Annotated in this window: 21 protein-coding genes and 1 pseudogene; 11 read left to right on the top strand and 11 right to left on the bottom strand. The window is 60.5% G+C overall.

The window, feature by feature from the left end; all coding sequences use genetic code 11:
• Positions 1–10: 10 nt before the first annotated feature.
• From IAU68_RS01400 to IAU68_RS01390, 3 genes are all read right to left on the bottom strand, one after another.
• Positions 11–1,654 carry a site-specific DNA-methyltransferase gene (locus IAU68_RS01400; RefSeq protein WP_171193293.1) on the bottom strand — a complete coding sequence of 548 codons (1,644 nt, stop codon included), beginning with the start codon at positions 1,652–1,654 and terminating at the stop codon, positions 11–13.
• Positions 1,647–1,844 (bottom strand): excisionase family DNA-binding protein, encoded by a 198-nt coding sequence (locus IAU68_RS01395; RefSeq protein WP_231699118.1) that lies wholly within the window; start codon positions 1,842–1,844, stop codon positions 1,647–1,649. The genes IAU68_RS01400 and IAU68_RS01395 overlap by 8 nt, the downstream gene beginning before the upstream one ends.
• 870 nt (positions 1,845–2,714) lie before the next feature.
• Positions 2,715–3,659, bottom strand: coding sequence for a restriction endonuclease (locus tag IAU68_RS01390; RefSeq protein WP_171193291.1), 945 nt, complete (start codon positions 3,657–3,659; stop codon positions 2,715–2,717).
• 558 nt (positions 3,660–4,217) lie between these two features.
• Between IAU68_RS01390 and IAU68_RS01385 the strand changes: the two are divergent.
• Both IAU68_RS01385 and IAU68_RS01380 read left to right on the top strand, forming a co-directional pair.
• A pseudogene (locus tag IAU68_RS01385) lies at positions 4,218–5,457 on the top strand (IS256 family transposase).
• A gap of 206 nt (positions 5,458–5,663) precedes the next feature.
• Positions 5,664–6,116: a hypothetical protein gene (locus IAU68_RS01380; protein ID WP_186337548.1), complete on the top strand. Its 453-nt coding sequence runs from the start codon at positions 5,664–5,666 to the stop codon at positions 6,114–6,116.
• A gap of 225 nt (positions 6,117–6,341) precedes the next feature.
• On the opposite strand, the gene IAU68_RS01375 is transcribed toward IAU68_RS01380, so the two are convergent.
• Positions 6,342–6,650 (bottom strand): hypothetical protein, encoded by a 309-nt coding sequence (locus IAU68_RS01375; protein ID WP_171193289.1) that lies wholly within the window; start codon positions 6,648–6,650, stop codon positions 6,342–6,344.
• 484 nt (positions 6,651–7,134) lie between these two features.
• On the opposite strand from IAU68_RS01375, the gene IAU68_RS01370 reads away from it, so the two are divergent.
• Entirely contained in the window at positions 7,135–8,013 is an 879-nt protein-coding gene (locus IAU68_RS01370) for an Abi family protein (RefSeq protein WP_223111947.1), read from the top strand.
• A gap of 31 nt (positions 8,014–8,044) precedes the next feature.
• Here the strand turns inward: IAU68_RS01370 and IAU68_RS01365 are convergent, their stop codons facing one another.
• A complete protein-coding gene (locus IAU68_RS01365) occupies positions 8,045–8,464 on the bottom strand; it encodes a VOC family protein (RefSeq protein WP_171193287.1) in 420 nt (139 codons plus the stop codon).
• A gap of 68 nt (positions 8,465–8,532) precedes the next feature.
• On the bottom strand, positions 8,533–9,537 hold the full coding sequence (locus IAU68_RS01360) for an ABC transporter permease (protein WP_231699057.1): 1,005 nt from the start codon (positions 9,535–9,537) through the stop codon (positions 8,533–8,535).
• A gap of 89 nt (positions 9,538–9,626) precedes the next feature.
• Here IAU68_RS01360 and IAU68_RS01355 point away from each other — a divergent pair, with 89 nt between their 5' ends.
• Together IAU68_RS01355 and IAU68_RS01350 are read left to right on the top strand one after the other, a co-directional pair.
• Entirely contained in the window at positions 9,627–10,229 is a 603-nt protein-coding gene (locus tag IAU68_RS01355) for a TetR/AcrR family transcriptional regulator (RefSeq protein WP_095536510.1), read from the top strand.
• A 21-nt stretch (positions 10,230–10,250) separates the two neighbouring features.
• Positions 10,251–10,406 (top strand): hypothetical protein, encoded by a 156-nt coding sequence (locus tag IAU68_RS01350; RefSeq protein ID WP_158221608.1) that lies wholly within the window; start codon positions 10,251–10,253, stop codon positions 10,404–10,406.
• A 6-nt stretch (positions 10,407–10,412) separates the two neighbouring features.
• Here the strand turns inward: IAU68_RS01350 and IAU68_RS01345 are convergent, their stop codons facing one another.
• Positions 10,413–10,820: an arsenate-mycothiol transferase ArsC gene (locus tag IAU68_RS01345; RefSeq protein ID WP_171193286.1), complete on the bottom strand. Its 408-nt coding sequence runs from the start codon at positions 10,818–10,820 to the stop codon at positions 10,413–10,415.
• Complete coding sequence (arsB, locus tag IAU68_RS01340) at positions 10,817–11,905, bottom strand: ACR3 family arsenite efflux transporter (RefSeq protein WP_222129933.1); 1,089 nt, start codon at positions 11,903–11,905, stop codon at positions 10,817–10,819. The genes IAU68_RS01345 and arsB overlap by 4 nt, the downstream gene beginning before the upstream one ends.
• An 82-nt stretch (positions 11,906–11,987) precedes the next feature.
• Here arsB and IAU68_RS01335 point away from each other — a divergent pair, with 82 nt between their 5' ends.
• The gene (locus IAU68_RS01335) at positions 11,988–12,335 is read left to right on the top strand and encodes an ArsR/SmtB family transcription factor (protein ID WP_171193285.1); all 348 of its coding nucleotides are present in this window, start codon (positions 11,988–11,990) and stop codon (positions 12,333–12,335) included.
• Between the two features lie 21 nt (positions 12,336–12,356).
• On the opposite strand, the gene IAU68_RS01330 is transcribed toward IAU68_RS01335, so the two are convergent.
• On the bottom strand, positions 12,357–13,196 hold the full coding sequence (locus IAU68_RS01330) for a glycosyltransferase (RefSeq protein ID WP_171193284.1): 840 nt from the start codon (positions 13,194–13,196) through the stop codon (positions 12,357–12,359).
• Positions 13,197–13,244: 48 nt separating this feature from the next.
• On the opposite strand from IAU68_RS01330, the gene IAU68_RS01325 reads away from it, so the two are divergent.
• From IAU68_RS01325 to IAU68_RS01305, 5 genes are all read left to right on the top strand, one after another.
• Entirely contained in the window at positions 13,245–14,186 is a 942-nt protein-coding gene (locus IAU68_RS01325) for a 1,4-dihydroxy-2-naphthoate polyprenyltransferase (RefSeq protein WP_171193283.1), read from the top strand.
• Between the two features lie 75 nt (positions 14,187–14,261).
• On the top strand, positions 14,262–15,098 hold the full coding sequence (locus IAU68_RS01320) for a MetQ/NlpA family ABC transporter substrate-binding protein (RefSeq protein WP_171193282.1): 837 nt from the start codon (positions 14,262–14,264) through the stop codon (positions 15,096–15,098).
• Between the two features lie 22 nt (positions 15,099–15,120).
• Complete coding sequence (locus tag IAU68_RS01315) at positions 15,121–16,161, top strand: methionine ABC transporter ATP-binding protein (protein ID WP_171193281.1); 1,041 nt, start codon at positions 15,121–15,123, stop codon at positions 16,159–16,161.
• Positions 16,162–16,848 (top strand): methionine ABC transporter permease, encoded by a 687-nt coding sequence (locus tag IAU68_RS01310; protein WP_171193280.1) that lies wholly within the window; start codon positions 16,162–16,164, stop codon positions 16,846–16,848.
• A 22-nt stretch (positions 16,849–16,870) separates the two neighbouring features.
• Positions 16,871–17,773: an AEC family transporter gene (locus IAU68_RS01305; protein ID WP_171193279.1), complete on the top strand. Its 903-nt coding sequence runs from the start codon at positions 16,871–16,873 to the stop codon at positions 17,771–17,773.
• 118 nt (positions 17,774–17,891) lie between these two features.
• Here IAU68_RS01305 and IAU68_RS01300 read toward each other — a convergent pair whose 3' ends face one another.
• Complete coding sequence (locus IAU68_RS01300; RefSeq protein WP_171193278.1) at positions 17,892–19,133, bottom strand: MFS transporter; 1,242 nt, start codon at positions 19,131–19,133, stop codon at positions 17,892–17,894.
• Positions 19,130–20,764: an ABC-F family ATP-binding cassette domain-containing protein gene (locus IAU68_RS01295; protein WP_231699056.1), complete on the bottom strand. Its 1,635-nt coding sequence runs from the start codon at positions 20,762–20,764 to the stop codon at positions 19,130–19,132. The genes IAU68_RS01300 and IAU68_RS01295 overlap by 4 nt, the downstream gene beginning before the upstream one ends.
• Between the last annotated feature and the right edge of the window lie 255 nt (positions 20,765–21,019).

Below are 21,019 nucleotides of genomic sequence, written 5' to 3'. Positions count from 1 at the left end.
TCTGCTCCTGTCACAAGCGGGTGATGTCCCGAGGGATCTTCTTGAATGTGATGTTGTGCTTGACCAGATCTTGCTCGGTCAACAAGCAGGTGTCGGCATAAATCACGTATGACTCTGCCTCGCAACCAGCGGGGATTGACGAAAGATACACCCGATCCAATACAGTGAGAGCGCCACCATCGAAAGCGAAGAAGAACGATGTGTTGTTGCTAGAGCGGCCTAGGTAATCCGCGTGTTCCTGTCTAGCTTCGGGGCGGTATGCCTCACCGGTCTCCGTGAACCAGATGTACTCACGCACGCGTTCCAACGGAACCTCATGGTTCAGATTCCCTTCAACGAGTAGGGGCGCGCCCAGCTCATAGAATGAGAAACTGCCTCCCGTTCCCTCCACGCGCTTCTTGCCCTCGCCGTATCCATCGATCACGCGTTTCACTCGCCCAGCGGTAATCGACTCTGCGTATTCCCCCAGCTCTACAAGAATGAACGAGCGATGCGACCTTTCCTCCTTGTTCACCTTCAGAACCGCATGCGCTGTTGTTCCCGACCCGGCGAAGGAGTCAAGAATGATGCCGTTAGTGTTTTCATGGAGTAGAACGATCCATTCCACCAAGCTTAGTGGCTTGGGTGTGTCAAATTCCTTTGAACCAAAAAGCGATTTAATCAACGTCGTTGCATCCGCATTGGTTCCATAGCCGTCAAGCCACGTATTCCACCCGAAAGCTTTCTTGGCATCACGAATTTTTTCATACGGAACCCATCGCGCCGTCTCTCCCTCGACAACCACACCATCGTCGTAAGAGGTTTGCTCCCAATGTGCAACTTCCGGATCTAAAAGCAGCTCTTGCATAACGGGATTGCTCAACCCCCAACGCCACCTACCTTCGGTGCCATCGTTCTTAATTGGAGTAACAACCGTGCCGTCGGGAGCAGTAATTTCAAACCACATACTTGGACGATCCCCTCTATCCGATTTAGAGCCCCATTTACGCAGCTCCCGCCCTTTTCGGTACGGCCCCCGTGAATCCTTGAGATCGAGCTTGCCTACCGACTTTTCTTCTTTGACGAGCGCTGATTGATCGCCCTTACTGTAGAAGAGAAGATACTCATGCCCTGTCCTGAGAGCCTTCTTGCCTTTTCCTCCGCTAGGTTCTGAGCGCACCGGAGCGCAGGCAAGCCGGTTCATTGAGCCGAATATCTCATCCATGATACAACCCAAATTAGTGAGTTCATTGTCATCAATTGACACAGCAATGAGACCATCCTGCTTTAGGAGTCGGTGAAGCAGGCGCAGGCGCGGGTACATCATGCACAGCCACTTGTCGTGGCGGCTCAGATCCTCACCTTCCTTTCCGACGACTTCACCGAGCCATTTTCTGATGCGCGGGTCATTTACTGAGTCGTTGTAAACCCATTGCTCTTCACCCGTGTTGTATGGCGGATCGATATATATGCAGTCGATCTTTCCTTCGTACTTCGGCAAAAGTGCTTTGAGCGCCTCAAGGTTGTCACCGTGGATGATCATGTTGTTGGAGCCGTTGTCGGTCTCGTGCTGTCCGTCCTCGTCAAAGGAGTACTGGCGGTCGAGCACCCGGAAAGGCACGTCAAGGTGGTGGGTGATGACTTTGTCTTTACCAACCCAAGTCAGTTCAGGCATGCAGATTCCTTTCGCCGCGTCCAGTGAGGTGCTCGTCATCGGCTGCACCGCCGGAGCGCACCCATTCGTCTATATCGCTTAGTTTGATTTTCAGTTGTCTGCCTACTTTGTAAGCAGACATGTTTCGTTTTCCAACCCACCGGGCAATCGTCTCACAGCGTGCTCCCAAGTGTTCTTGAACGTCTTTCATTGTGACCCATGGCTCGATGTTGCCTGTCATTCCCACCTCTACTGCTCGTAGCGTTCGGGTTAGCTACCGTCGCTACCACGTCGAACTGTGGCCGTTCACTGAGAAAACAGTCCTCGCCGTTTTCGTTATACATGCGCCATTACTGGTCGCCCGGGTCAAGTCCCGTGTAGTGGTGTAGGGCACGGCAGACGGAGGGAAATGCTATGGTGCGTTCCTCTCTGTTGCGGGTCCCATAAACAGTCCCAGAAGTCCCACTTTCTACATCCTTGACGCGTAGGAAGTCCTTTTTCTGCCGAGTCTCATACAGGCGTGAGTAGATCACAGGTCAGGCGAAGAAGGATCGAAGCCATTACCCCACAAGACCCGACGTCAAAGCTCACGAACACGCACTATCCGTGCGTTGCCAGTCGAGCAGATGAAAAGGTGATGGCGGTGGCGAAGAACAGTAAGCAGATCTCGCGTCGAGTGGCTCGCAAGGCCTCGGACGCTCTGCGTGATTGTCACTCGTCTGCCAGGACAAAGTACCTCGCAGGCTCGGCCTTTTAGCAGACCCGCCTATCGAAGATATCGCAGGTAATTAGCCCGCCCGGCTTCGCTTGTATACCCCTCCAGAACTCGTGCACTCCTGATTGTAAGGACCCTCTTTTTCTCGCTAGTGGGATTTGTTCGGCAAGCGCTCGACAGGTCACCTGACCGCCCCATAAGGGCCCTGTTTATGAAAACAGGCAATCACCTGTCCGAACGCGACCGGACCGCTACCGCACTCCCGGACGCGGGGTTGACGATCACAGCACGCATATGTGCCGGCTTCGAGGCCGATACCGGTTTTCACCACTACATGTTTGATGTAGCAGTAGCTGCTAGTTGGGATTAGGCCAGTTCGTCGTCCTCGAAAAAGTCGTCGTTGATTTCGTAGAGCGTGAATTCGTGAGCCTTATGTACAGCTACTCCGTAGGAAAGCATCAACGAAGTGAGCTTGATGCCGTCGATCAGCACAATCTTGCCGTGCCGGTAGCCTGCTGCGGTCTTTTCTGCTGCAGGCTGGAACGAGGAGGTTGTGATGAAGACACCCAGGTTCGCGCCTTTGGCATCGAGTGAACCGATAAAGTTCCGTACTTCGGGCTCGCCGACTTTGTTTGAGTCCGCGTATCGCTTAGCTTGGATATAAATATTCGTCAATCCCAGGGCATCTTGGCGGATGACCCCATCGATGCCACCATCGCGCGTACGACCCACGTGCTTTTTCTCCCCGTGCGTACCGCCGTAGCCCATCGCCCACAACACATCGATGACCGCGCGCTCGAAGAACTCCGGAGATGACTCTTGGAGCCTTTTACGCAGTTTGGTTTCCGTCTGGGCGTTAAACGTACGTTCACCAGCGGTGAGGGATTCGACCGGGTCAACCAAATCTTCACTACTAGGGCTAATGCTAGGAACAGTATCGTCTGCGCGACGACGCTGGGAGATCTCTTCCTGATAGGCCCGCCACACCCGCCATTCCAACATGTCCTTCTCGGAATATTCATTTAAAGAACGCTGATCAACCTCCTTGCCATCGTCGGTGATGCGGTAGTGACCACGCCGTGGCCGCTCGAGCAGCCCTGCTTGAGTCAGAGCGGAACAGGCCCAGTGGATGCGGTTAATGTAACGGTGCTGACCCGAGGCGATCCGCTCGCTGCGAACCTCCTGGGGCAGCTCCATGTGATTGGCGACCATCTCGCAAACGTCCCTGACAGCGTGTTCCTCGCCATTGTTCAGTGCCCGTAGAACAATTGGACGGAACCGGTCAATTGTTGGGGTGTTGTCAATCGTCATCGCCACGCGTCGCCTTCATTTTCGACATCAATCAAATCCTATTGATTCTAACGAGCACTTTTGGTGCGCCTGTGACTTCGACAACCTCGCCCCCAAACAACCTAGCCATGACCATGATCGGCCCCAACAAGCGCTACTACGCCACCAACACCGAAGAAGGAGAAGCATGCAAAGTTGGTGAAGTAACCGGTAGTCACGTTGTTCTAGTGGTTCGCAGCCATAGGCACCATCTCGTTCCTGTCGTACAGATTGCGCCGAAAAACCTTCATCCAAGATGGTCAGTCGCCTTTCACGACGATTCTCGCCATTGGATTCTTCCTTGGCTTGGTCACTGCCGTATGAGCACGGGTCTATTTGGTTGTGCGAAGATTTTCACGGAAATAGTCGACTAGCTGCAATGAATCCTCGAGCATCTCGGTGCGCGATCTCGCTTTCACCCGGTTGCGTCCCTTAGTGTGGTGTAACGCTTGCTGATGGTGGGCCCTTGAAAATACAAGGGCGGCCATCGTCAGTAACCTTTCGACTCAACTACCACATCTCACCGAAAAGCACATGACGATGACCGCTGCTCCGCATTCTATCGACCCGACAACCTATCTGGATGATCTGCTCGCCCAAGCCTCCCCGGATTTGATGCGGCAGATGCTGCAAGGGTTTATCAACCAGATCCTCTCCGCCCAGGCCGATACCGTCTGCGGGGCTGAGTACGGCGTTGCTTCCACCGAGCGGGTCAACCACCGCAACGGGTACCGCCACCGCGACCTCGACACCCGTGTCGGCACGATCGACGTGGCAGTGCCGAAGCTGCGCCACGGCGCGTTCTTCCCGGACTGGCTACTCGAGCGCCGCTCACGAGCCGAACGGGCACTATCGACTGTGATCGCGACGTGCTATCTCAAAGGGGTCTCCACCCGCCGAATGAACGACCTGGTGGCAACCCTTGGGATTTCCAACATGTCGAAATCGCAAGTCTCGCGCATGTCGGAAGAACTCGACGAGATGATCGCAGACTTCAAAAACCGCCCCCTGGATCCCGGCGGGTACGCCTACCTGTCGTGCGACGCGCTGACGATCAAGGTGCGTGAAGGCGGCCGGGTGGTCAAATGCTCCGTGCTGCTAGCTACCGGGGTCAACGCCGACGGCTACCGCGAAATGCTCGGCATGCACGTCGCCACCGCGGAATCCAACGCGTCGTGGAAAGGCTTCTTCCAAGACCTGAAAGCCCGCGGGCTTCGAGGTGTCTTCCTTATCACCAGTGATGCTCATGAGGGCATTCAGCATGCGATATCTGAGGTGCTGCCGGATGCGTCGTGGCAGCGGTGTCGTACCCATTTCGCGAAAAACCTCTACGAGAAAGTCCCGAAAACCCAGTGGCCGATGGTCTTAAGCGAAGTTCCAGACGATCTTCCAGCAACCCGACGCTCAATCCACCTGGGGACAAGCCCGCGAAGTCGTTGACTTGTTGGAGCCGAAGTTCCCCCAGGTTGCGGCGTATCTGGAGGAATCACTCGATGAGGTGTTGGCGTTTACCGCAGCGCCGAAACCAGTCTGGACGAAGGTGTGGTCCAATAACCCCACCGAGCGGTTAAACCGTGAGATCCGCCGGCGCACCGACGTTGTGGGTATCTTCCCGAACCGCGAATCCATCATCCGGCTTGTTGGCGCCGTCCTTGCCGAGCAACACGACGATTGGATCCAGCAAAAACGCTACATGTCACTATCTGCACTCGAACAGACCAAACACCTCATGCACCACCCAGGAGACGACCATGGCGACCACCACCAGCTAACCGCCTAACAAAACCCCCAACTTCATACCGAGCCGAAAGCACAAACGGCTACACCACTACACGGGACTTGACCTTTCACCCCCGTGTGCCGCCCTTACCAAAACACAATATTCGCCATTTTGTTCGAAGTCTGAGTTGTCGTGTCGGCCCGCTGCGTAATGTCACACCAGGTACTTGCCCATGACGGCCAATTGCTGGCAGAAAGGACCTCGGAATGATAGAGCGCGACTACGTTGAAAAAGTCATGAAAACGTGGAATCCCCACGTCCCCGACAGTGAAGTCGAGTCCACATACAAATACATGCAGGAGGAGTGGCAGGAACACGTAAAGCACTCGCTGCAGTCCAAGATGGAAGAGTACGAAGCTGCGGGAATTCCTCCAGGGCCGGCGATCGAACAACTCGAAGGCGCATTCATCGAGAAAGCAGCCCTCAAGTCCGTCATCGACATCCATCTGGGCGAATACCTCGAAGAGATTGAAAAAACGCCGTCGGGGACACAACCGCGACTACTACGCACACCTCTGGACCATTCAAGATCCAGACGGCTGGAGGAAAACACCCTGGGAGACGGACATCAACCCACAACTTGCCGTTGCGTTGATACAGAGTTTTCCCGAGGAGGGGCCCGAATTCTATGTCTTCACAGCAGCCCGGATCGAGCGTGAGCTCTATGAGACGGGTGAGATGCCCGAAATCAGCGAGACCTTTCTGGAGGAAGTTCGCGAAGCAATCGCGGAGTGGGAGGCCGCAGGTGCCCCACGGGAGAGGCTCTCGTTCGCAGACGTGCGCGTCTAGCCACGGGAGGAAATGCTCGAAGGCCTTGGGCTGCCCCTGCTTGGTCACGTTCCAGCGGACGCCGAAGAGGTAGTCCCTGGTTGAGGCGGGGCTCGTTACGCTCCGCGAGCTTCGTCGATGAGGCGGAGAAGCTTACTCACAGGGATTGAGGCTTCACTCTCAACCAGAGCATTCGCTCCAGCTTCGAGAAATCTGCGAAGCACATCATTGGTAGAAACACCTTCAGCAGCCGCAATCTCACGCGCGCCCCTGAGCACACGGTTGGGCATGCTCACCGTGAATGCAACTGTGGCGTCCGGGTCGGCCACATCGCCGAGATCCACGCGTTCGGCATCTTCCATGAGCGCAGATGTGTCGTTGTTGTCGTAGTAGGAACGTATATCTTCCAGTTTTTGTTCGTTCATCGTTACCCCTTTTATCGGAACCGCCGGATTTCCTGCACCGTCTTGTCACGCGAAGTCACTATATAGGCCCTTCCGTCTTCGGCTTCGGCCATAGCTACGAAGAGATACCGGCCAGCATCGGTTTGCCCATAAGACAGACACGTGCCTTCCCGCCCATTCAACAACAGATTGCTAAGTAGCCATGTTTGGCTCCCTCTAAGAGTCAGGTGTGACGTGAATTCCAGCAAGCCACGCGTATGACCGCGTCGGACTCGCATGTATACGCCGTTGATTCTGTAAGAATCCGAACAGCGTGCACGATCACCGTTGCAAATCGGGGGCGCAGTGGTATATAGTTGGTGGCGATAGATCCCCGGTCAGGCCTCTTTCCCTTTGCGGGCAATGCACAAATGACCGGGGCCTTTCTCTTTCTATGGAGGCATGCCCGTTGCCGAAAAATTGGCTGAGCTACGACCAACAAGTAGATCTACTCAGCCAGCGTGGTATGCGCGTAGATGACAACGTCGCAGCAAGCGAGTTCCTATCGAGGGTCAATTACTACCGTTTCTCTGGGTTCTTTCGGCATTGGCAGCATGACCCAGCAAAAGGCGACAATCGATTCTTTGAAGGCACTTCATTCGACGATATTCGTTCGCTTTACGATTCCGAGCAAGAACTTGCGAGCGTTTGTGATGAACTGCTGCACCCTCTGGAGATTCTTCTCCGCACCAAGTTCGCTTATGCCTATGGTCGACATGTTGGGGTAACCGGAATGTTCGCTCGCGGTGAGGGGTTTACTCAATCGCCCCAACAGGACGCTGAACGCGTCGAAGAGCACGCGCTTTCCAACCTAGATCGCAGCAAAGAAGCTTTCGTCGCTCACTACCGCGATGACGTCAAACAAGGTCGCACTTACAAGCCTGAAGCCTATGACCGAATGCCGATATGGGTTGCTGTGGAGGCATTCTCATTTGGAACCTTGTCTCGTCTCATAGAGGCTTCCGGAGACTCTGGCGTACTCGACCACATCGCAGACTCGATGAATACATCGCGCAAATTGCTGCCCGGCCAGGTCAAGTCATTCGTATACTTACGTAACCGAGTAGCCCACTGCGCTCAGCTATGGAACCATCGTGTGCTTGATGTTCCCGGTCTACAACCGAAAACTTCAAGACGAATCAAGCGCACTTACCGCAACTTCTCGGATCACTCGGTTTACAAAATCCTTGTTGCTCTTGACGACGTCGCTACCCGTTCAGGCATTTCGACCAACTGGCTAGAAGACACAATCGAGCCGCTATTGGACAACCACCCGTTGCTCGCGAAAGGAATCACCCAACCGGCGCGATACGGGGAAATGCCCTCTAACACCCTTATCGACTAGTCCTTTGTGTCCTCGAACGTGGTCAGCAGCCCTACCCCTGCTTGGTCACGTTCCAGCGGATGCCGAACTTGTCCTCCACCACGCCGAAGTGGTCGCCCCACGGCGCGAGGGCGAAGGGCATGACGGCGTTGCCGCCGTCGTCGGCAAGCGTTGCGTAGAGCGCCTCACCTTCCTCCGGCGTCTCCACGTACGCGGTGAAGCCGAAGTCGCCCCGGTTGAGGCTGGTTTCATTGCGCTCGAGGTCGTCTCCGCCCGAAATGGAAAACGGACCGGTAAGCGTGGCGTGGGCGATAGCCTCGCACGGCGGGTCGAAGGGGAACTTCACCCCTTGATCCAGCTGTTCGCCGTAGGTGAGCAGCTCAAGATCGCCGCCGAAGACGGATTGGTAGAACTCCAGCACCTCGCGTGCGTTGCCGGGGAAAGAAACATAGAGCTGTGTCGTCGTTGCCATGTGCGCCGAATCTAACAGGACATGAGAAACACCCGCCGACGCTCGACGGGTGTTTGGGTGGAGACAACCTACGCGGTCTTCTCCTTCGAACGGTCGAAGGCCAGCAGAATCAGGCCAACGACGATCCAGCTGCACAGGACGATCCAGGAACCCTGCGCGTCCGCGCCGTCGAAGAAGCTCAGCGAGCGCACGAGGTAGCCGGTCGCACCAATCGGCATGAGCTGGCCCAGTGCGGACCAGCCGGCCGGCAGCAGCCATGGGCCTGTGGCCAGGCCGGCCAGCGGGTTAGCCACAAAGATGGTCAGCACCGCGCCGAGGCCAGCACCCGGCACGCCAAGAAGTGCGCCAAGACCGGCGGTGACCGACGAGGTTGCGGCGATGCCGGCAGCGATAGCCAGCCACTCCATGCCCACGCTGCCGCTGAGCGAGCCGTAGATGCCGTGCAGCATCCAAACCGCAACACCCGCGCCGAGGATGGACACACCCGTGATGACTGCGACCTTCGACCACTTGCGGCCACGAAGCAGCACGGTTGCAAGCATTCCGGAGATCACGCCACCGAACGCGAGCGGCAGGCCGAGCAACGCGAGGCCCTGGGCCTGCGGGTCATCCTCGGTCGTGGGGGCGAGATCCTCGGTCTCCACCGGCATGCCGGAGGACTGCATGTTCTGGGCAAGGCCATTGAGCATCTGCACGTACGGTGCACCGTTACCGGAAGCGGTGTAGACCGTGGCGCTGCCCTGCCCGATTGCGATCGCGCCGACCGCGTCGCGGTTTCGCACCATATCTTCAGCCTCGTCCTGTGAGCTCACCACGACGAAGTCCGGGTGCTCCTCCTGCTGCTCCGCCTGAGCACGCAGCTTCTCAACGACCGGCTCCGGCCCCGCCACTGCCACCGGCACCCCGTCCGGGCCGGAGGCGAAGGTGGGCGCAAGAAACGCCCACAGCATGAGGCCGAGGATTATCGGCAGGCCCAAAATCAGGGCGATGGTCTTTTTCACGGTGCTGTTGGTGTTGTTGATGCGGCTGCCATCGGTGGTGGCGGTTTCCTGTTGCACCACGGTTGTGCTCATCGTTTCCTCCAAGTGGAACAGACTGTTTCGCTTTTACGAAGTGGATCATATTGTTTCATTTTTCGGTTGTCAAGGGTAAAGTGCCGGATATGCGAAAAGATGCTGCTGAAAACCACAAAGCGCTTGTAGAGGCGGCCACGACGCTCATTGCCCAGATGGGGCCGAAGGTCTCGCTGCGCACCATTGCGAAGGAAGCAGAGGTGGGTGTTGCCACCGCGAGCCGCCACTTCCCTACCAAGGATGACCTCTACCGCGCGGTGCTGGAAAACATCATCGACAAGATGCGCGCGATCGTAGACAAGCACGTTCCCCGCCTCCCCGGCGCCCCCGAGGCGACGTGGCGCTGCGCCATCACTGAGATGGTGGACAACGGCTTCCCTGCCGTCGGCCAAGAATTCCTGCCCGTGTTCGCACCCCACATGGGCCAAGAGGAACGAAACATACTGATAGAAAAGGTAAAAGCCCTCTACCGTCCCCTCCTCACGGAGGCGAAAAAGTACGGGCTGTGCCCCGGCGACCTCGACGTCCTAGACTTCCATTTCGGCATCATCACACTGTCGCGGCCGCTGCCAACCATCGCAGAAGAGGTGTTCGCCCGTAGCAGGGGGTGGCTCGTAGACGTGTTTATCGACGGGCTGCGGGCGCAGGCCGAAGGGTCACAAAGCAACCACTCACAAAGCACAATCGTGTAATTCGTGCCACAATGCGGCGGTGTGAGGATCGAGAAGCAACGCTCCCGAAAACCGTCCAGCAATCCGAAGTACGCAACCTCCCCCTCCACCACCCACTACCGCGGCACGTCGCCGGCACGCATGCAGGCGTCACGGTTCCGCAATAAGCAGCGCATCCCGATGACTCCGGCGTATTAAAGGCCGTTACAGGAGTTCGTCGATAAGCGAGCGCACGCGAGTGTCGATGTCATCGCGCACGAGACGCATGCGCTGCATGCCTTCGATGCCGCGGAGCGAGGGTTCGTCGGTAAGCCAGCGTTCCAGCGTGCCGCGGGCGTCGTCGGGCATGTCCACCTGTTCGTCTTCGCCGAGCACCACAACGCGATCAACGCTGCGCAGCAGGTCAGGATCGATGGATTTAGGAGTGCCGTGCGACATGTCGGCGCCGGCCTCTGCGATCGCCTCGACCGATTCCTGGTTCAGTGACGTACCAGGTTTGGTCCCGGCGGAGTGAATGCTGAGCTGGCTGCCTGCGTGCTTCTCGGCGAGCGCCGCCGCCATCTGGGACTTTCCGCCGTTGCCGACGCAAACAAACAACACGCTGGGTTTCATGTGAAGCTCCTTTGAGGTGGAAGGGTTGGGTCACCCGGGAACAGTTTCGGCCCGATCCCCCGCATGAGGTAGACGAGGCCGACGAGGACGGGGATCTCGATAAGCGGCCCGATCGTGCCCGCCAGCGCCTGGGCGGAGGTGGCGCCGAACGTGCCGATGGCCACCGCGATGGCCAACTCGAAGTTGTTGCCCGCCGCGGTAAAAGACACGGACGCGGACTGGGCGTAACCCATTCCGGACGCTTTGGACACTACAAGCGCGATGGCGAACATGCCGACGAAGTAGCACAGGAGCGGAATGGCGACTCGAGCCACCGTCCACGGCTGGGAGAGAATCTGGTCGCCTTGCAACGAGAAGAGCAGGACGATTGTGTACAGCAGGCCGATCAGCGCGAGCGGGGAGATCCGGGGCAGGAAGGTGTTTTCGTACCAGTCGCGGCCCTTGGTGCGCTCACCGATGATGCGAGACAGCAGCCCGGCGAGCAGCGGGATACCCAAAAAGACCAGCACGGAGGACACGATCGCCCAGAAGGAGAACTCCACCGAGGTGGTCTCCAACCCCAGCCAGGCGGGCAGGATTTGCAGGTAGAACCAGCCGAGTACCCCGAACATGAGGACTTGGAACACCGAGTTGATGGCGACGAGCACTGCGGTAGCTTCGCGGTCGGCGCAAGACAGGTCCGACCACACCAGCACCATAGCGATGCAGCGGGCGAGACCGACGATGATCAAACCGGTGCGCAGCTCCGGGGCGTCCGGCAGGAAGATCCAGGCGAGCGCGAACATGAACGCGGGGCCGACAATCCAGTTCAAGATGATGGAAACTGTCATTAACCGCTTGTCGGTGGCAATCTCGCGGGTCTTGTCGTAGCGCACCTTGGCCAAAGGCGGGTACATCATCACCAGGAGGCCGAGCGCGATCGGAAGCGAGATGCTTCCGACTTCGAGACTCTCAAGTGCGCCCGAAAGCCCCGGCACCGCTCGGCCGAGGGCGAGACCCGCCGCCATGGCGAGCATGATCCACACCGGCAGGAAGCGGTCAAGAAACGACATACGCTCTACCGGCTGAGAGGTTGTGTCTTCCATCTGGAATCCTTATCTATTGACAGCATTCAAAACGAACACTAAACAGCATATTTATCACTGTCAATATGACGAGGTAGGAAGAATGAACGATTACGTCGCCACCACAGAAAACACCGGCCTCGACTGCTGCTCGCTGGGCTCCGGCTTGCTCTCCGAAGACGACGCGACGCGTTACGCGGACCTGTTCAAAGTTTTAGCGGACCCCGGCCGGCTACAACTTCTCTCCAGAATCGCCGAAGAGGGCTGCGAGCCGATGAGCGTGGGCGAACTCACGCAACGCTCCGGGCTAAGCCAACCGACAGTTTCCCACCACCTCAAAATGCTTACCGAGGCCGGCCTCCTAGAAAAGAGCCGCCAGGGCAGGACGGTCATACACCGGCTGCGCCCGGAGCTATTCGCGGAACTTCGCGCCGTGCTGCAGATGGACTGAGACTAACGGGCGCAGACCCCGTTACTCCGCGGCGCGTAGCTTGGCCACGTCCTCAGCTGAATACGTCGCCGCAATCTGGGTGTCGTTACCGCCGGAGAGGTTCACGCGCGATAGCCGCACGCGCTGCGACCCTGGTACCAGGGGGAACGACGCCGGCCGGTCTTCGACCTGCTTGACGCGGTACCCGGCGCGCAGCGCGCAGTGGTTGAGCCAGACGTCGTCGGCACGCGGTGCGACGTCCAGAAAATCGGTGCCGCGCGAGGAGACGAACTCGACCATGCCGGGCGGGTAGAGCACGCCGTCGACGCCGGTGGCGAAGTTGAGGTGCGACGGTGTTGTGGTCCGCACGGGGCGCCATTTTTTGTAGGGGGCGATGGTGTCGTCGTTAAGCATGATGCGATGGGCGCGGAATGCGGTGACGTGTGATGCGTCGGCGGCGGCGAGGAGGGTTTCAGCGAAGTCGCGCGGGTAGAGCACGTCGTCGTCGACGGTGATTACGCTGTGGCCGGGGAACTTGCGGAAGGTGCCGAAGTATTTGGTGTGCGGGCCGTAGCCGCCGGGGGATTCGTGGATTTGTAGGCCGCGGTCCACAAGCCCGCGAAGGGCGCTCGGCCAGGCAGCGTGGTAGTCGACGGGGTCGAGCCAGAGGTGCACCGGAAGACGCAGCGTGCCGACGAGCAGGGAGGCGATCGCCGTGGACGCGGACTTCAACCGAGTGCCGTGGGTGGTGAGCGAAATGACGGTCTCGCCCGTTTCGGGAAAGGCGGCGTCGGCGTTTTTGGCGGCATGCTGCAGCACCGGAAGGCGCACGAATGCCCCCGTGGCGGCGACACCCTGGCGCACGGCGTAGTCGATCCACATGGCGAATAACCCTAGCCCACGGCCGGTGGAGGGTGCATGATGGAGACCATGACTGACACTGGGACTGAAACCGCCCCGTTCCACCACTGGTGGCATGCCGCCCGCCCCCACACCTGGCCCAACGCGTTCGCGCCCGTCATCGCCGGCACCGGCGCCGCCGCCTCGTACGGGCAGGCGCACATCGGTCACGCCGTCCTCGCGCTGATTGTGGCGTGGGCGCTGATCATCGGCGTGAACTTTGCCAACGATTACTCGGACGGCATCCGCGGCACGGACAAGGACCGCACCGGCCCGACGCGCCTGACCGCGTCGGGGCTTGCCGAGCCGGAGCAGGTGAAACTCGCCGCGTTCGCGTGCTTCGGCGTGGCGGCGCTATTCGGCATCATCCTGTCGGTGGTCTCCGGCGCGTGGTGGCTCATCCTGGTCGGTGCGCTGTGCATCGCGGCAGCGTGGTTTTACACCGGCGGCGAAAGCCCCTACGGCTACTCCGGGTTGGGCGAGGTGTCCGTGTTCATCTTCTTTGGACTCGTCGCGGTGATGGGCACGGAGTTCACTCAGTCCGGGTTCGTGTCCTGGGAGGGTTTCCTGTGCGCGATTGCTGTCGGCGCGATCTCGGCGTCGGTGAATCTGGCCAACAACATCCGCGACATCCCCACAGATAAAGAGGCCGGTAAGAACACGCTCGCAGTCAGGCTTGGCGACGACCACTCGCGCCGCCTGTTCACCGCCCTGACCTTTGCCCCGTTCGCGGTTTCCATCCTGCTGGCGGTCTCCGCCACCCCGGCGCTGGCCGCGTTTGCCGCGCTGCCGTTCGCGGTGGCGTCTGTATTGAAGGTCCGCGGCGGCGCTTCCGGGAAGGAGCTCATCCCGGTGCTGGGTATGAACGGCAAGGCGATGTTGATCTGGTCCGTGGTCACTGCGCTTGCCATGGCGTGGGTGGGCTGGCAGATCTTCGGCGGCGCCGGCGGGCCAGTACCGTACACCTCCTAGACCGATTGGTCTTGATTTAACGGACAGATGAGTTTATTCTTCGGCTCAGCGTAAAACCTGATGAAAGGAACGACCATGCTGAAGAAGCTCACCGCCATCACCGCGGCAGCCGCGCTTACCCTGGGCCTTGCCGCCTGCTCCGAGGATTCCGCGGACACCAACGCCGCGGCCGACGGCGACCTGCAGACCATCCGCGTCGCCACCTCCCCTGGCCCGTACTCGGAGCTGTTTACCGACGCCGTCGGCCCGATCCTGGAGAACGAGGGCTACGAGGTGAAGTACCAGTCGTTCACCGACCTCACCCAGGCAGACACCGCGCTCAACGAGGGCTCGGCGGACCTGAACGTGGACCAGCACACCGGCTGGATGAACGTGTTTAACGAGGAAAAGGGCGGCAACCTCGCCTCTATTACTGAGGTCCCGACCGTTCCGGCCGGTCTGTACTCCGACAAATACACGGACCTTGAAGAGGTCGCCGACGGCCAGAAGGTGGGTATCCCGCAGGACGGCTCCAACAAGTCCCGCGCGCTGCACCTGCTGGTGGACGCTGGCTGGATCACCCTGAACGACCCGGACGCCGACCTGGTGGCCGAGGCCGACATCAAGGACAACCCGCACAACCTGGAGATCGTGGCCATGGACTCGGGCAACCTGTCGCGTTCCCTGCCGGACCTGGACTGGGCCGTGATCCCGGGCTCGATGTCCTACTCCGCGGGTCTTGACCCGAAGCTGCAGGTCTTCCAGGAGAACCTGCGCCCGGAGCTCATCCTCGTGGCTGTGACCACCGAGGACAAGAAGGACCAGCCGTGGGCTCAGGCTGTGGCGGACGCGTACCGTTCGGACGAGTTCAAGCAGTACTTCGACGAGCACAACGAGAACAACTACTGGTTCCTCCCGGATTCCCTGAAGTAGCCCGATTGCCAGAAAGGTTCGCATGACCACATCCACCGGCCGCGGCAACGCTGTTGTCTTCGACGGCGTGACCAAGGTCTTCGACACCGGAGACTCGTCCTTTACCGCACTCGACGACATCACGTTCGCGGTGCCGGAGGGCGGCATCTCCGGCGTGGTCGGCACCTCTGGCGCCGGCAAGTCCACCCTGATCCGCACGGTCAACGGGCTGGAAACCCCGACCGAGGGCACCGTGGAAGTCCTCGGTGAAGAGCCGGCGAAACTCAACCCCAAGCAACTTCGCGACCTGCGCCGCAAGGTGTCCATGGTCTTCCAGAACTACAACCTGCTGGAAACCAAGACGGTCGCGGAGAACGTCGCCACGCCCCTGCTGCTTTCCAAAACGCCGAAGGCGGAGGCGAACAAGCGCGTCGCCGAGGTCCTCGAGATGGTGGGCCTTTCCGACCGCGCCGGCCACAAACCGCGCCAACTTTCCGGCGGCCAGCGCCAACGCGTGGGCATTGCGCGTGCGCTGGTGACCAATCCGAGCATTTTGCTTTGCGACGAACCCACCTCCGCCCTCGATCCCCTCACCACCACCCAGATCCTGGAGCTGCTGCGCAAGATCAACGCGGACCTCGGCGTGACCATCTTGTTGATCACGCACCAGATGGACGTGGTGGCACGCCTGGCCGACGAGGTCGCGGTGCTCTCCGGCGGCCGGCTCGTGGAATCGGGCCCCGTCGCCGAAGTGTTCGCCGACCCGCAGGACCCGCTGACCAAACAGTTCGTGGAGACGGTCGTGCAGCGCGAGATCCCCGACAACGTGCGCGAGACCATCCGCACCGGCGGCTTCGACCGTGTGGTGCAACTGGTGCACACCGGTGACGCGGCGCAGCAGGTGTTCACCGGTCTCGTCGGCAAGTTCGGCGTCGATGCGCAACTGCTCGCATCCTCCGGCGCGGAACTTGCGGAGACCACCGTGGGCACAACCTTGATCGGCCTACGCGGCAGCGAGACGAGCGCGGCCGCGGACTGGCTGGCATCCCTGGACGGCGTAACTGTCAACGAGGTGGAGGCGTAAATGGATCAGCTCAACTCCTGGTGGCGCGACACCACAGGCTCGCGCGTGACCCCGTCGATGTACCTCGACTCCTTCGGCGAGACGGTGTACATGGTGGGCATCTCCCTGTTCATCGGCGCGCTCGTCGGCATCCCGCTCGCGCTCGCGCTGGTGATCACCCGCCCGGGCGGGCTGCGCCCGAACAAGTTCATTTACGGCATCTTGAACGTCGCGGTGAACATCATCCGATCGCTGCCGTTCATCATCCTGCTCGTGGCCATCTCGCCGTTTACCCGCTCGATTGCGGGCACGGCCATCGGCACCACGGCGGCGCTGGTGCCGTTGACGCTGTACATCGCCCCGTTTATCGCCCGACTTATCGAGCAATCCCTGCTCGAGGTCAACCCCGGCATCACCGAAGCCGCCGAGTCCATGGGCGCAAACATGTGGCAGACCATCCGCCACTTCCTGCTGCCCGAGGCGAAATCCTCGATCATCCTCGCCGTGACCACGGCCACGGTCGGCCTCATCTCGGCGACCGCCATGGCCGGCACGATCGGCGGCGGCGGCGTGGGCGATCTCGCGATCTCCTACGGCTACCAGCAGTTCGACTCCGTGGCCATGCTTACCACCGTGATCATCCTGATCATCGTAGTCCAAGCGATCCAGTCGCTGGGCAACTCCCTGGCACACAGGGCCCGAGCCTAAGGCCCGCGCTTAGACTGCAGGCATGCTCGACGTCCTCACCGGCTTCGCCATCATTTTCACCGTCATCGCGGCGGGGTGGTGGCTCGCGCATAAGGGCGTCATCGGCCCGGGCGAGGCGCGCCTGCAGCTCAACCGCATTGCATTCCACGTGGCCACCCCGGCGCTGATCTTCTCGTCGGTGGCCGTCTCCGACACGGACGCGTTCTTCTCCCCGGTCATCCTCGTCATCGCGGTGGCCACGGTGCTGACCATGCTCATCTACTGGGCAATCAGCGCCGTGTGGTTCAAGCAGGACGCGGCGGAAACGATGGCGGGTGCGGCGTCGTCGAGTTACTACAACTCCGTCAACATCGGCCTGCCGATCGCCACCTACGTGCTCGGCGACCCGACCTACGTCATCCCCGCGCTCGTGCTGCAGATGGCGGTGCTCTCCCCCATCGTGATCGCTGGCCTGGACCGCGGCGCCTCCGGGTTCGTCAAGTCCGTCCTCTCGGGCCTGACCGCACCCGTGGTGGTCGCGGCGTTCGCGGGCTTCGCCGTCTCCGCAGCCTCCTGGCAGGTCCCCGAACCCGTCCTTGCACCCCTGGAAATCCTCGGCGGCGCCTCCATTCCGCTGATTCTCATGAGCTTCGGCGCGTCGCTGACCGGCGAGAGAGTCCTGCAAAGCCACCGCTTGCCGACGACCACCGCCACCGCCCTCAAACTCATCGGGATGCCTGCCGTTGCGTGGGTCGTCGCAAAGCTACTGCACCTCGGACCCGAGGAGACCTACGCGGCGCTCATCCTGTGCGCGCTGCCGACCGCGCAGAACGTGTACAACTACGCGGCGACGTACCGCTCCGGCGAAGTGATCTGCCGCGACACCGTCTTCCTCACCACCTTCCTCGCGCTGCCGGCGATGCTGCTCATCGCCGGGGTCTTCTAGCTGTACTGACCTCAAACGTTGGTCAATCGTGAAAACCCAGTGCAACCAGCCGTCGAGCTCGCCGCGGTAGCAAAGCGGTGGAGAGGCGTGAGGATGATGTTGGCGTGTCTTAGGTCTCTCATGCCTCGGCCAGCGTCTTCTGTGGCATCTTGAGTTGACCCAGGGCTAGGAGCAGTGCTGCCGTGGCCAGTGGCACCAGGCCGGCGGTGATGAACAGAGTTCTGGAGTCGATGAAGCGGCTGAAGAGTCCGGTGAGGGCGATGGACAGAGGCATGAAGGCGATGGAAATGAAGAAGTCGAGGCTGGCGACCCTGCCGAGCACCTCCAAGGGGACGTGCTCTTGAAGCACTGTTCCCCAGATGACCATCCCGATCCCGATCAGCGCCCCGTAGAACGCGAGTCCTGCACCGATGGCCCACGGATTGCTGGTGAGCGCCGGGATGGACAAGGGCAGACATCCGAGCGCCCAGACGCCGACCATTGCGGGCAGGAAGCGTTCCGGTGTGCGCCACGACCCCGCCAGCAGGGAGCCCACCAACCCGCCCGCGCCGAGGGCAGCCAGGACGGCCCCGTAGAGGGCAGGTCCATTGTCATGCGAGGAGCGCATAAGAGCGGGTAGGAGGACTTCGAGTGGTCCGGTCACGACCAGTCCCATGACGGCCGCGAACAGGACACTGGAGCGAACCCAGCGTGTGCGGGAAACATAGCGGAAGCCATCGAGCAGATCGGTGATCGGTGAGTCGGCCGCAGCGTCGGCATCGGCCTCCGTTTCGGCGCGGGTGGGGGTGGGAAGCCGCAGGGCCGCGAGCAGGCCAAGTCCGATTGCTGCTGCGATGAGGTACCCGCCAGCGGCGGGCATGCTTGCGCCGATGAGCGCTCCGACGACAGCGGGCGCAAGTGCCTGCCCGACCAAGGGACGGGTGGCGCCTTCGAGGCCGTTGACGGCCATGAGATCGTCGCTATCCACCAGGACTGGCACCAGTGCCGTGTAGGCGGGGAAGAAGAAGGCGGTTGAAGCGCCACTGATGAACGCGGAGACCGCGAGCATCCAGAAGGTGACAAAGTCGAGGATTGCTGCTGTGGACGTCGCGGTCGCGATGGCGAGATTCAGGGCGAGCACACCCACGATGACGGATTTGTTGGGGAACCGGTCGGCAATTACGCCAGCTGGGAGGGATCCCGCAAGCAGGCCGATGCCGCTCCAGGCCACGACACCCGACAAGGTGGCTGGCGTGGCGCCCAGGTCGAGGGTCTGCATGGTCAGGTAGAGGGCCCAGGCGCCCTGGGCGAAGATGGTCAGCACCATCGCTGCGAACAACTGGCGGTACGTGGGGATGGTCAAGGGGTGAAGCGGGTTCATGGCATGTCCTTCAAGTCAAGGTTCAGATGGGGCCAGTCGGAAAAGTCGTGGAGCATCTGCCGGTCATGGGTGGCGACGATCACCGCGCAGGAGGCCTGTTGGAGCTCGGTGGTGATGTCGTCGACGAGGTTCGATGACAGATGATTGGTGGGTTCGTCCAGGAGCAGCAGGTCTGGGTCCTGTGCCAGACACATGGCCAGGTGAAGTCGGCGTTGCTGTCCTTGCGACAGGCGCCCCACGGGCGTGTTGGTTGCAGAGGCCTCGAGCAGCCCGAGCGAGCCGAGAGTAGGCGCCTGAGATCGGCGGCCCAGCTTGGTTAGGTACGCCTCGTAGAACTCGTGTGCGGGGCTGGAGTGATCCCAGTCGGAGACCTCTTGAGACAGCAGAGTGATGCGTGCTCTCGGGTTCACTCGCACATGTCCCGTGGTGGGGGCCAGACGCTGTGCAAGAACTGCCAACAAGGTGGACTTTCCCGCGCCGTTTGGTCCGGTGACCACCAACCGGTCACCGCCGTTCACGTCAACCGACACCGGAGTGTCCAACCGGTCCTTCACAGTAACTTCGGTGGCGTTCATGATGCTCTGCCCGGCACGAGTTGTCGAGGCGGGCCACGCTAGACGCAGTGGCGGTGCCGGCACGTCGATCTCATGACGTTTCAGGTCTTCTATACGTCGGTTGAAGGCTTGGACCACTCCAGCAGCGCGTGTGGCGCGTTGGTGCTTGCCTGTGCCCTTGTCAGGTCTCCATCCCCCCTGAGACAGGCGGGAGCGTGCCTCGGCTGCAGCGCGTGTCAGTTCATTGTGCCGGGCGACCTGGGCGGCGTGGTCCTGTTCCCACACGAGGCGTTCTCGTCGGCGGCCTTCAATCCAGCCTTGGTAGCCGCCCGAGTAGGTTCGCGGCACGCCATCTCGGGTCGGGTCGAGATCCAGGAAGGTAGTCGCCACATCACGCAGCAGAGCGCGGTCGTGACTGACCAGAGCCAGGCCACCGGGGTGATCACGCAGTCGTTCGGTTAGGAAGGACAGTCCTGCAGCGTCGAGGTGGTTCGTGGGCTCGTCCAGCAGGAGCAGGTCAGGGGTCGATCCAAGTGCGACGGCAAGCCGGACCCGGTACCGTTGCCCGACCGACAAGGTCGACAGTATGCGAGCGCGGTCGCTGCAAGCGTCAAGGCCTGCAAGTGCGATGTCCACGCGCCTTTCTGCATCCCAGGCATCCAATAGCGTGGCGGTCTCGAGCGCTGCGGAATAGGCATCGGCCGCGTCGTTTCCTGCGGCGAGTGCTGCGCTCGCCACGTCGAGTGCCTCAAGTGCAGCCCTGGAGGGAGCTGTCGCTTCGGCGATGAGATCGCCGACGGTGCGGTTGCCTTCAGTGGGCATGTCCTGCTTGACCAGGACGAGGGAACCCATCTGGGTCACTACTCCCGAGTCAGGGGTCAGGAGCCCCGCCAAGATATGGAGCAAGGTGGTCTTACCACGGCCGTTGTCGCCGACGATCGCCAGGCGTGAGCCGGCGGAGACGGTGACATCCAGCCCGTTCAGGAGGTGCCTGTCTCCCAAGGTGATGTGGATTGATTCGGCACGGATGTGTGCGACTGGCCCGCGGGGCGTTCCGTTCCACACACATGACCGCAAGGTTGGTGTGATTGGCATTTCGTACTCTCAGCTCGTCATGGAGCCGGGCAGCATCAAATGACCGCCCGGCAGATGGCCAGGACGGCAGACGAGAGATCAGAAGGGGTCCCGCCGCCGTCAGCGGGCGGAACGCAGCTTCATGGAAGCGATGCCTGAGTACATGAGGCAGAGTTTACCCAGCGTGGCGGATCTCGGCCAATTAACGTCTCCGGTCAATACGTCTAGTCCGCTTGACGCACCCGAGTGCGGTGGTTC

Origin of the sequence: Corynebacterium lujinxingii (assembly GCF_014490555.1) — a bacterium.
GTDB lineage: Bacteria > Actinomycetota > Actinomycetes > Mycobacteriales > Mycobacteriaceae > Corynebacterium > Corynebacterium lujinxingii.
Note: the sequence above shows the minus strand (reverse complement) of the source record. Positions and strands in the feature narration are given on the sequence as shown.

What these genes read in the sequence shown, in the direction of transcription:
- IAU68_RS01400 (WP_171193293.1), bottom strand. Translation starts at nt 1,654, where the DNA reads ATGCCTGAACTGACTTGGGTTGGTAAAGACAAAGTCATCACCCACCAC.
- IAU68_RS01395 (WP_231699118.1), bottom strand. Translation starts at nt 1,844, where the DNA reads ATGAAAGACGTTCAAGAACACTTGGGAGCACGCTGTGAGACGATTGCC.
- IAU68_RS01390 (WP_171193291.1), bottom strand. Translation starts at nt 3,659, where the DNA reads ATGACGATTGACAACACCCCAACAATTGACCGGTTCCGTCCAATTGTT.
- IAU68_RS01380 (WP_186337548.1), top strand. Translation starts at nt 5,664, where the DNA reads ATGATAGAGCGCGACTACGTTGAAAAAGTCATGAAAACGTGGAATCCC.
- IAU68_RS01375 (WP_171193289.1), bottom strand. Translation starts at nt 6,650, where the DNA reads ATGAACGAACAAAAACTGGAAGATATACGTTCCTACTACGACAACAAC.
- IAU68_RS01370 (WP_223111947.1), top strand. Translation starts at nt 7,135, where the DNA reads ATGCGCGTAGATGACAACGTCGCAGCAAGCGAGTTCCTATCGAGGGTC.
- IAU68_RS01365 (WP_171193287.1), bottom strand. Translation starts at nt 8,464, where the DNA reads ATGGCAACGACGACACAGCTCTATGTTTCTTTCCCCGGCAACGCACGC.
- IAU68_RS01360 (WP_231699057.1), bottom strand. Translation starts at nt 9,537, where the DNA reads ATGAGCACAACCGTGGTGCAACAGGAAACCGCCACCACCGATGGCAGC.
- IAU68_RS01355 (WP_095536510.1), top strand. Translation starts at nt 9,627, where the DNA reads ATGCGAAAAGATGCTGCTGAAAACCACAAAGCGCTTGTAGAGGCGGCC.
- IAU68_RS01345 (WP_171193286.1), bottom strand. Translation starts at nt 10,820, where the DNA reads ATGAAACCCAGCGTGTTGTTTGTTTGCGTCGGCAACGGCGGAAAGTCC.
- arsB (WP_222129933.1), bottom strand. Translation starts at nt 11,905, where the DNA reads ATGGAAGACACAACCTCTCAGCCGGTAGAGCGTATGTCGTTTCTTGAC.
- IAU68_RS01335 (WP_171193285.1), top strand. Translation starts at nt 11,988, where the DNA reads ATGAACGATTACGTCGCCACCACAGAAAACACCGGCCTCGACTGCTGC.
- IAU68_RS01330 (WP_171193284.1), bottom strand. Translation starts at nt 13,196, where the DNA reads ATGTGGATCGACTACGCCGTGCGCCAGGGTGTCGCCGCCACGGGGGCA.
- IAU68_RS01325 (WP_171193283.1), top strand. Translation starts at nt 13,245, where the DNA reads ATGACTGACACTGGGACTGAAACCGCCCCGTTCCACCACTGGTGGCAT.
- IAU68_RS01320 (WP_171193282.1), top strand. Translation starts at nt 14,262, where the DNA reads ATGCTGAAGAAGCTCACCGCCATCACCGCGGCAGCCGCGCTTACCCTG.
- IAU68_RS01315 (WP_171193281.1), top strand. Translation starts at nt 15,121, where the DNA reads ATGACCACATCCACCGGCCGCGGCAACGCTGTTGTCTTCGACGGCGTG.
- IAU68_RS01310 (WP_171193280.1), top strand. Translation starts at nt 16,162, where the DNA reads ATGGATCAGCTCAACTCCTGGTGGCGCGACACCACAGGCTCGCGCGTG.
- IAU68_RS01305 (WP_171193279.1), top strand. Translation starts at nt 16,871, where the DNA reads ATGCTCGACGTCCTCACCGGCTTCGCCATCATTTTCACCGTCATCGCG.
- IAU68_RS01300 (WP_171193278.1), bottom strand. Translation starts at nt 19,133, where the DNA reads ATGAACCCGCTTCACCCCTTGACCATCCCCACGTACCGCCAGTTGTTC.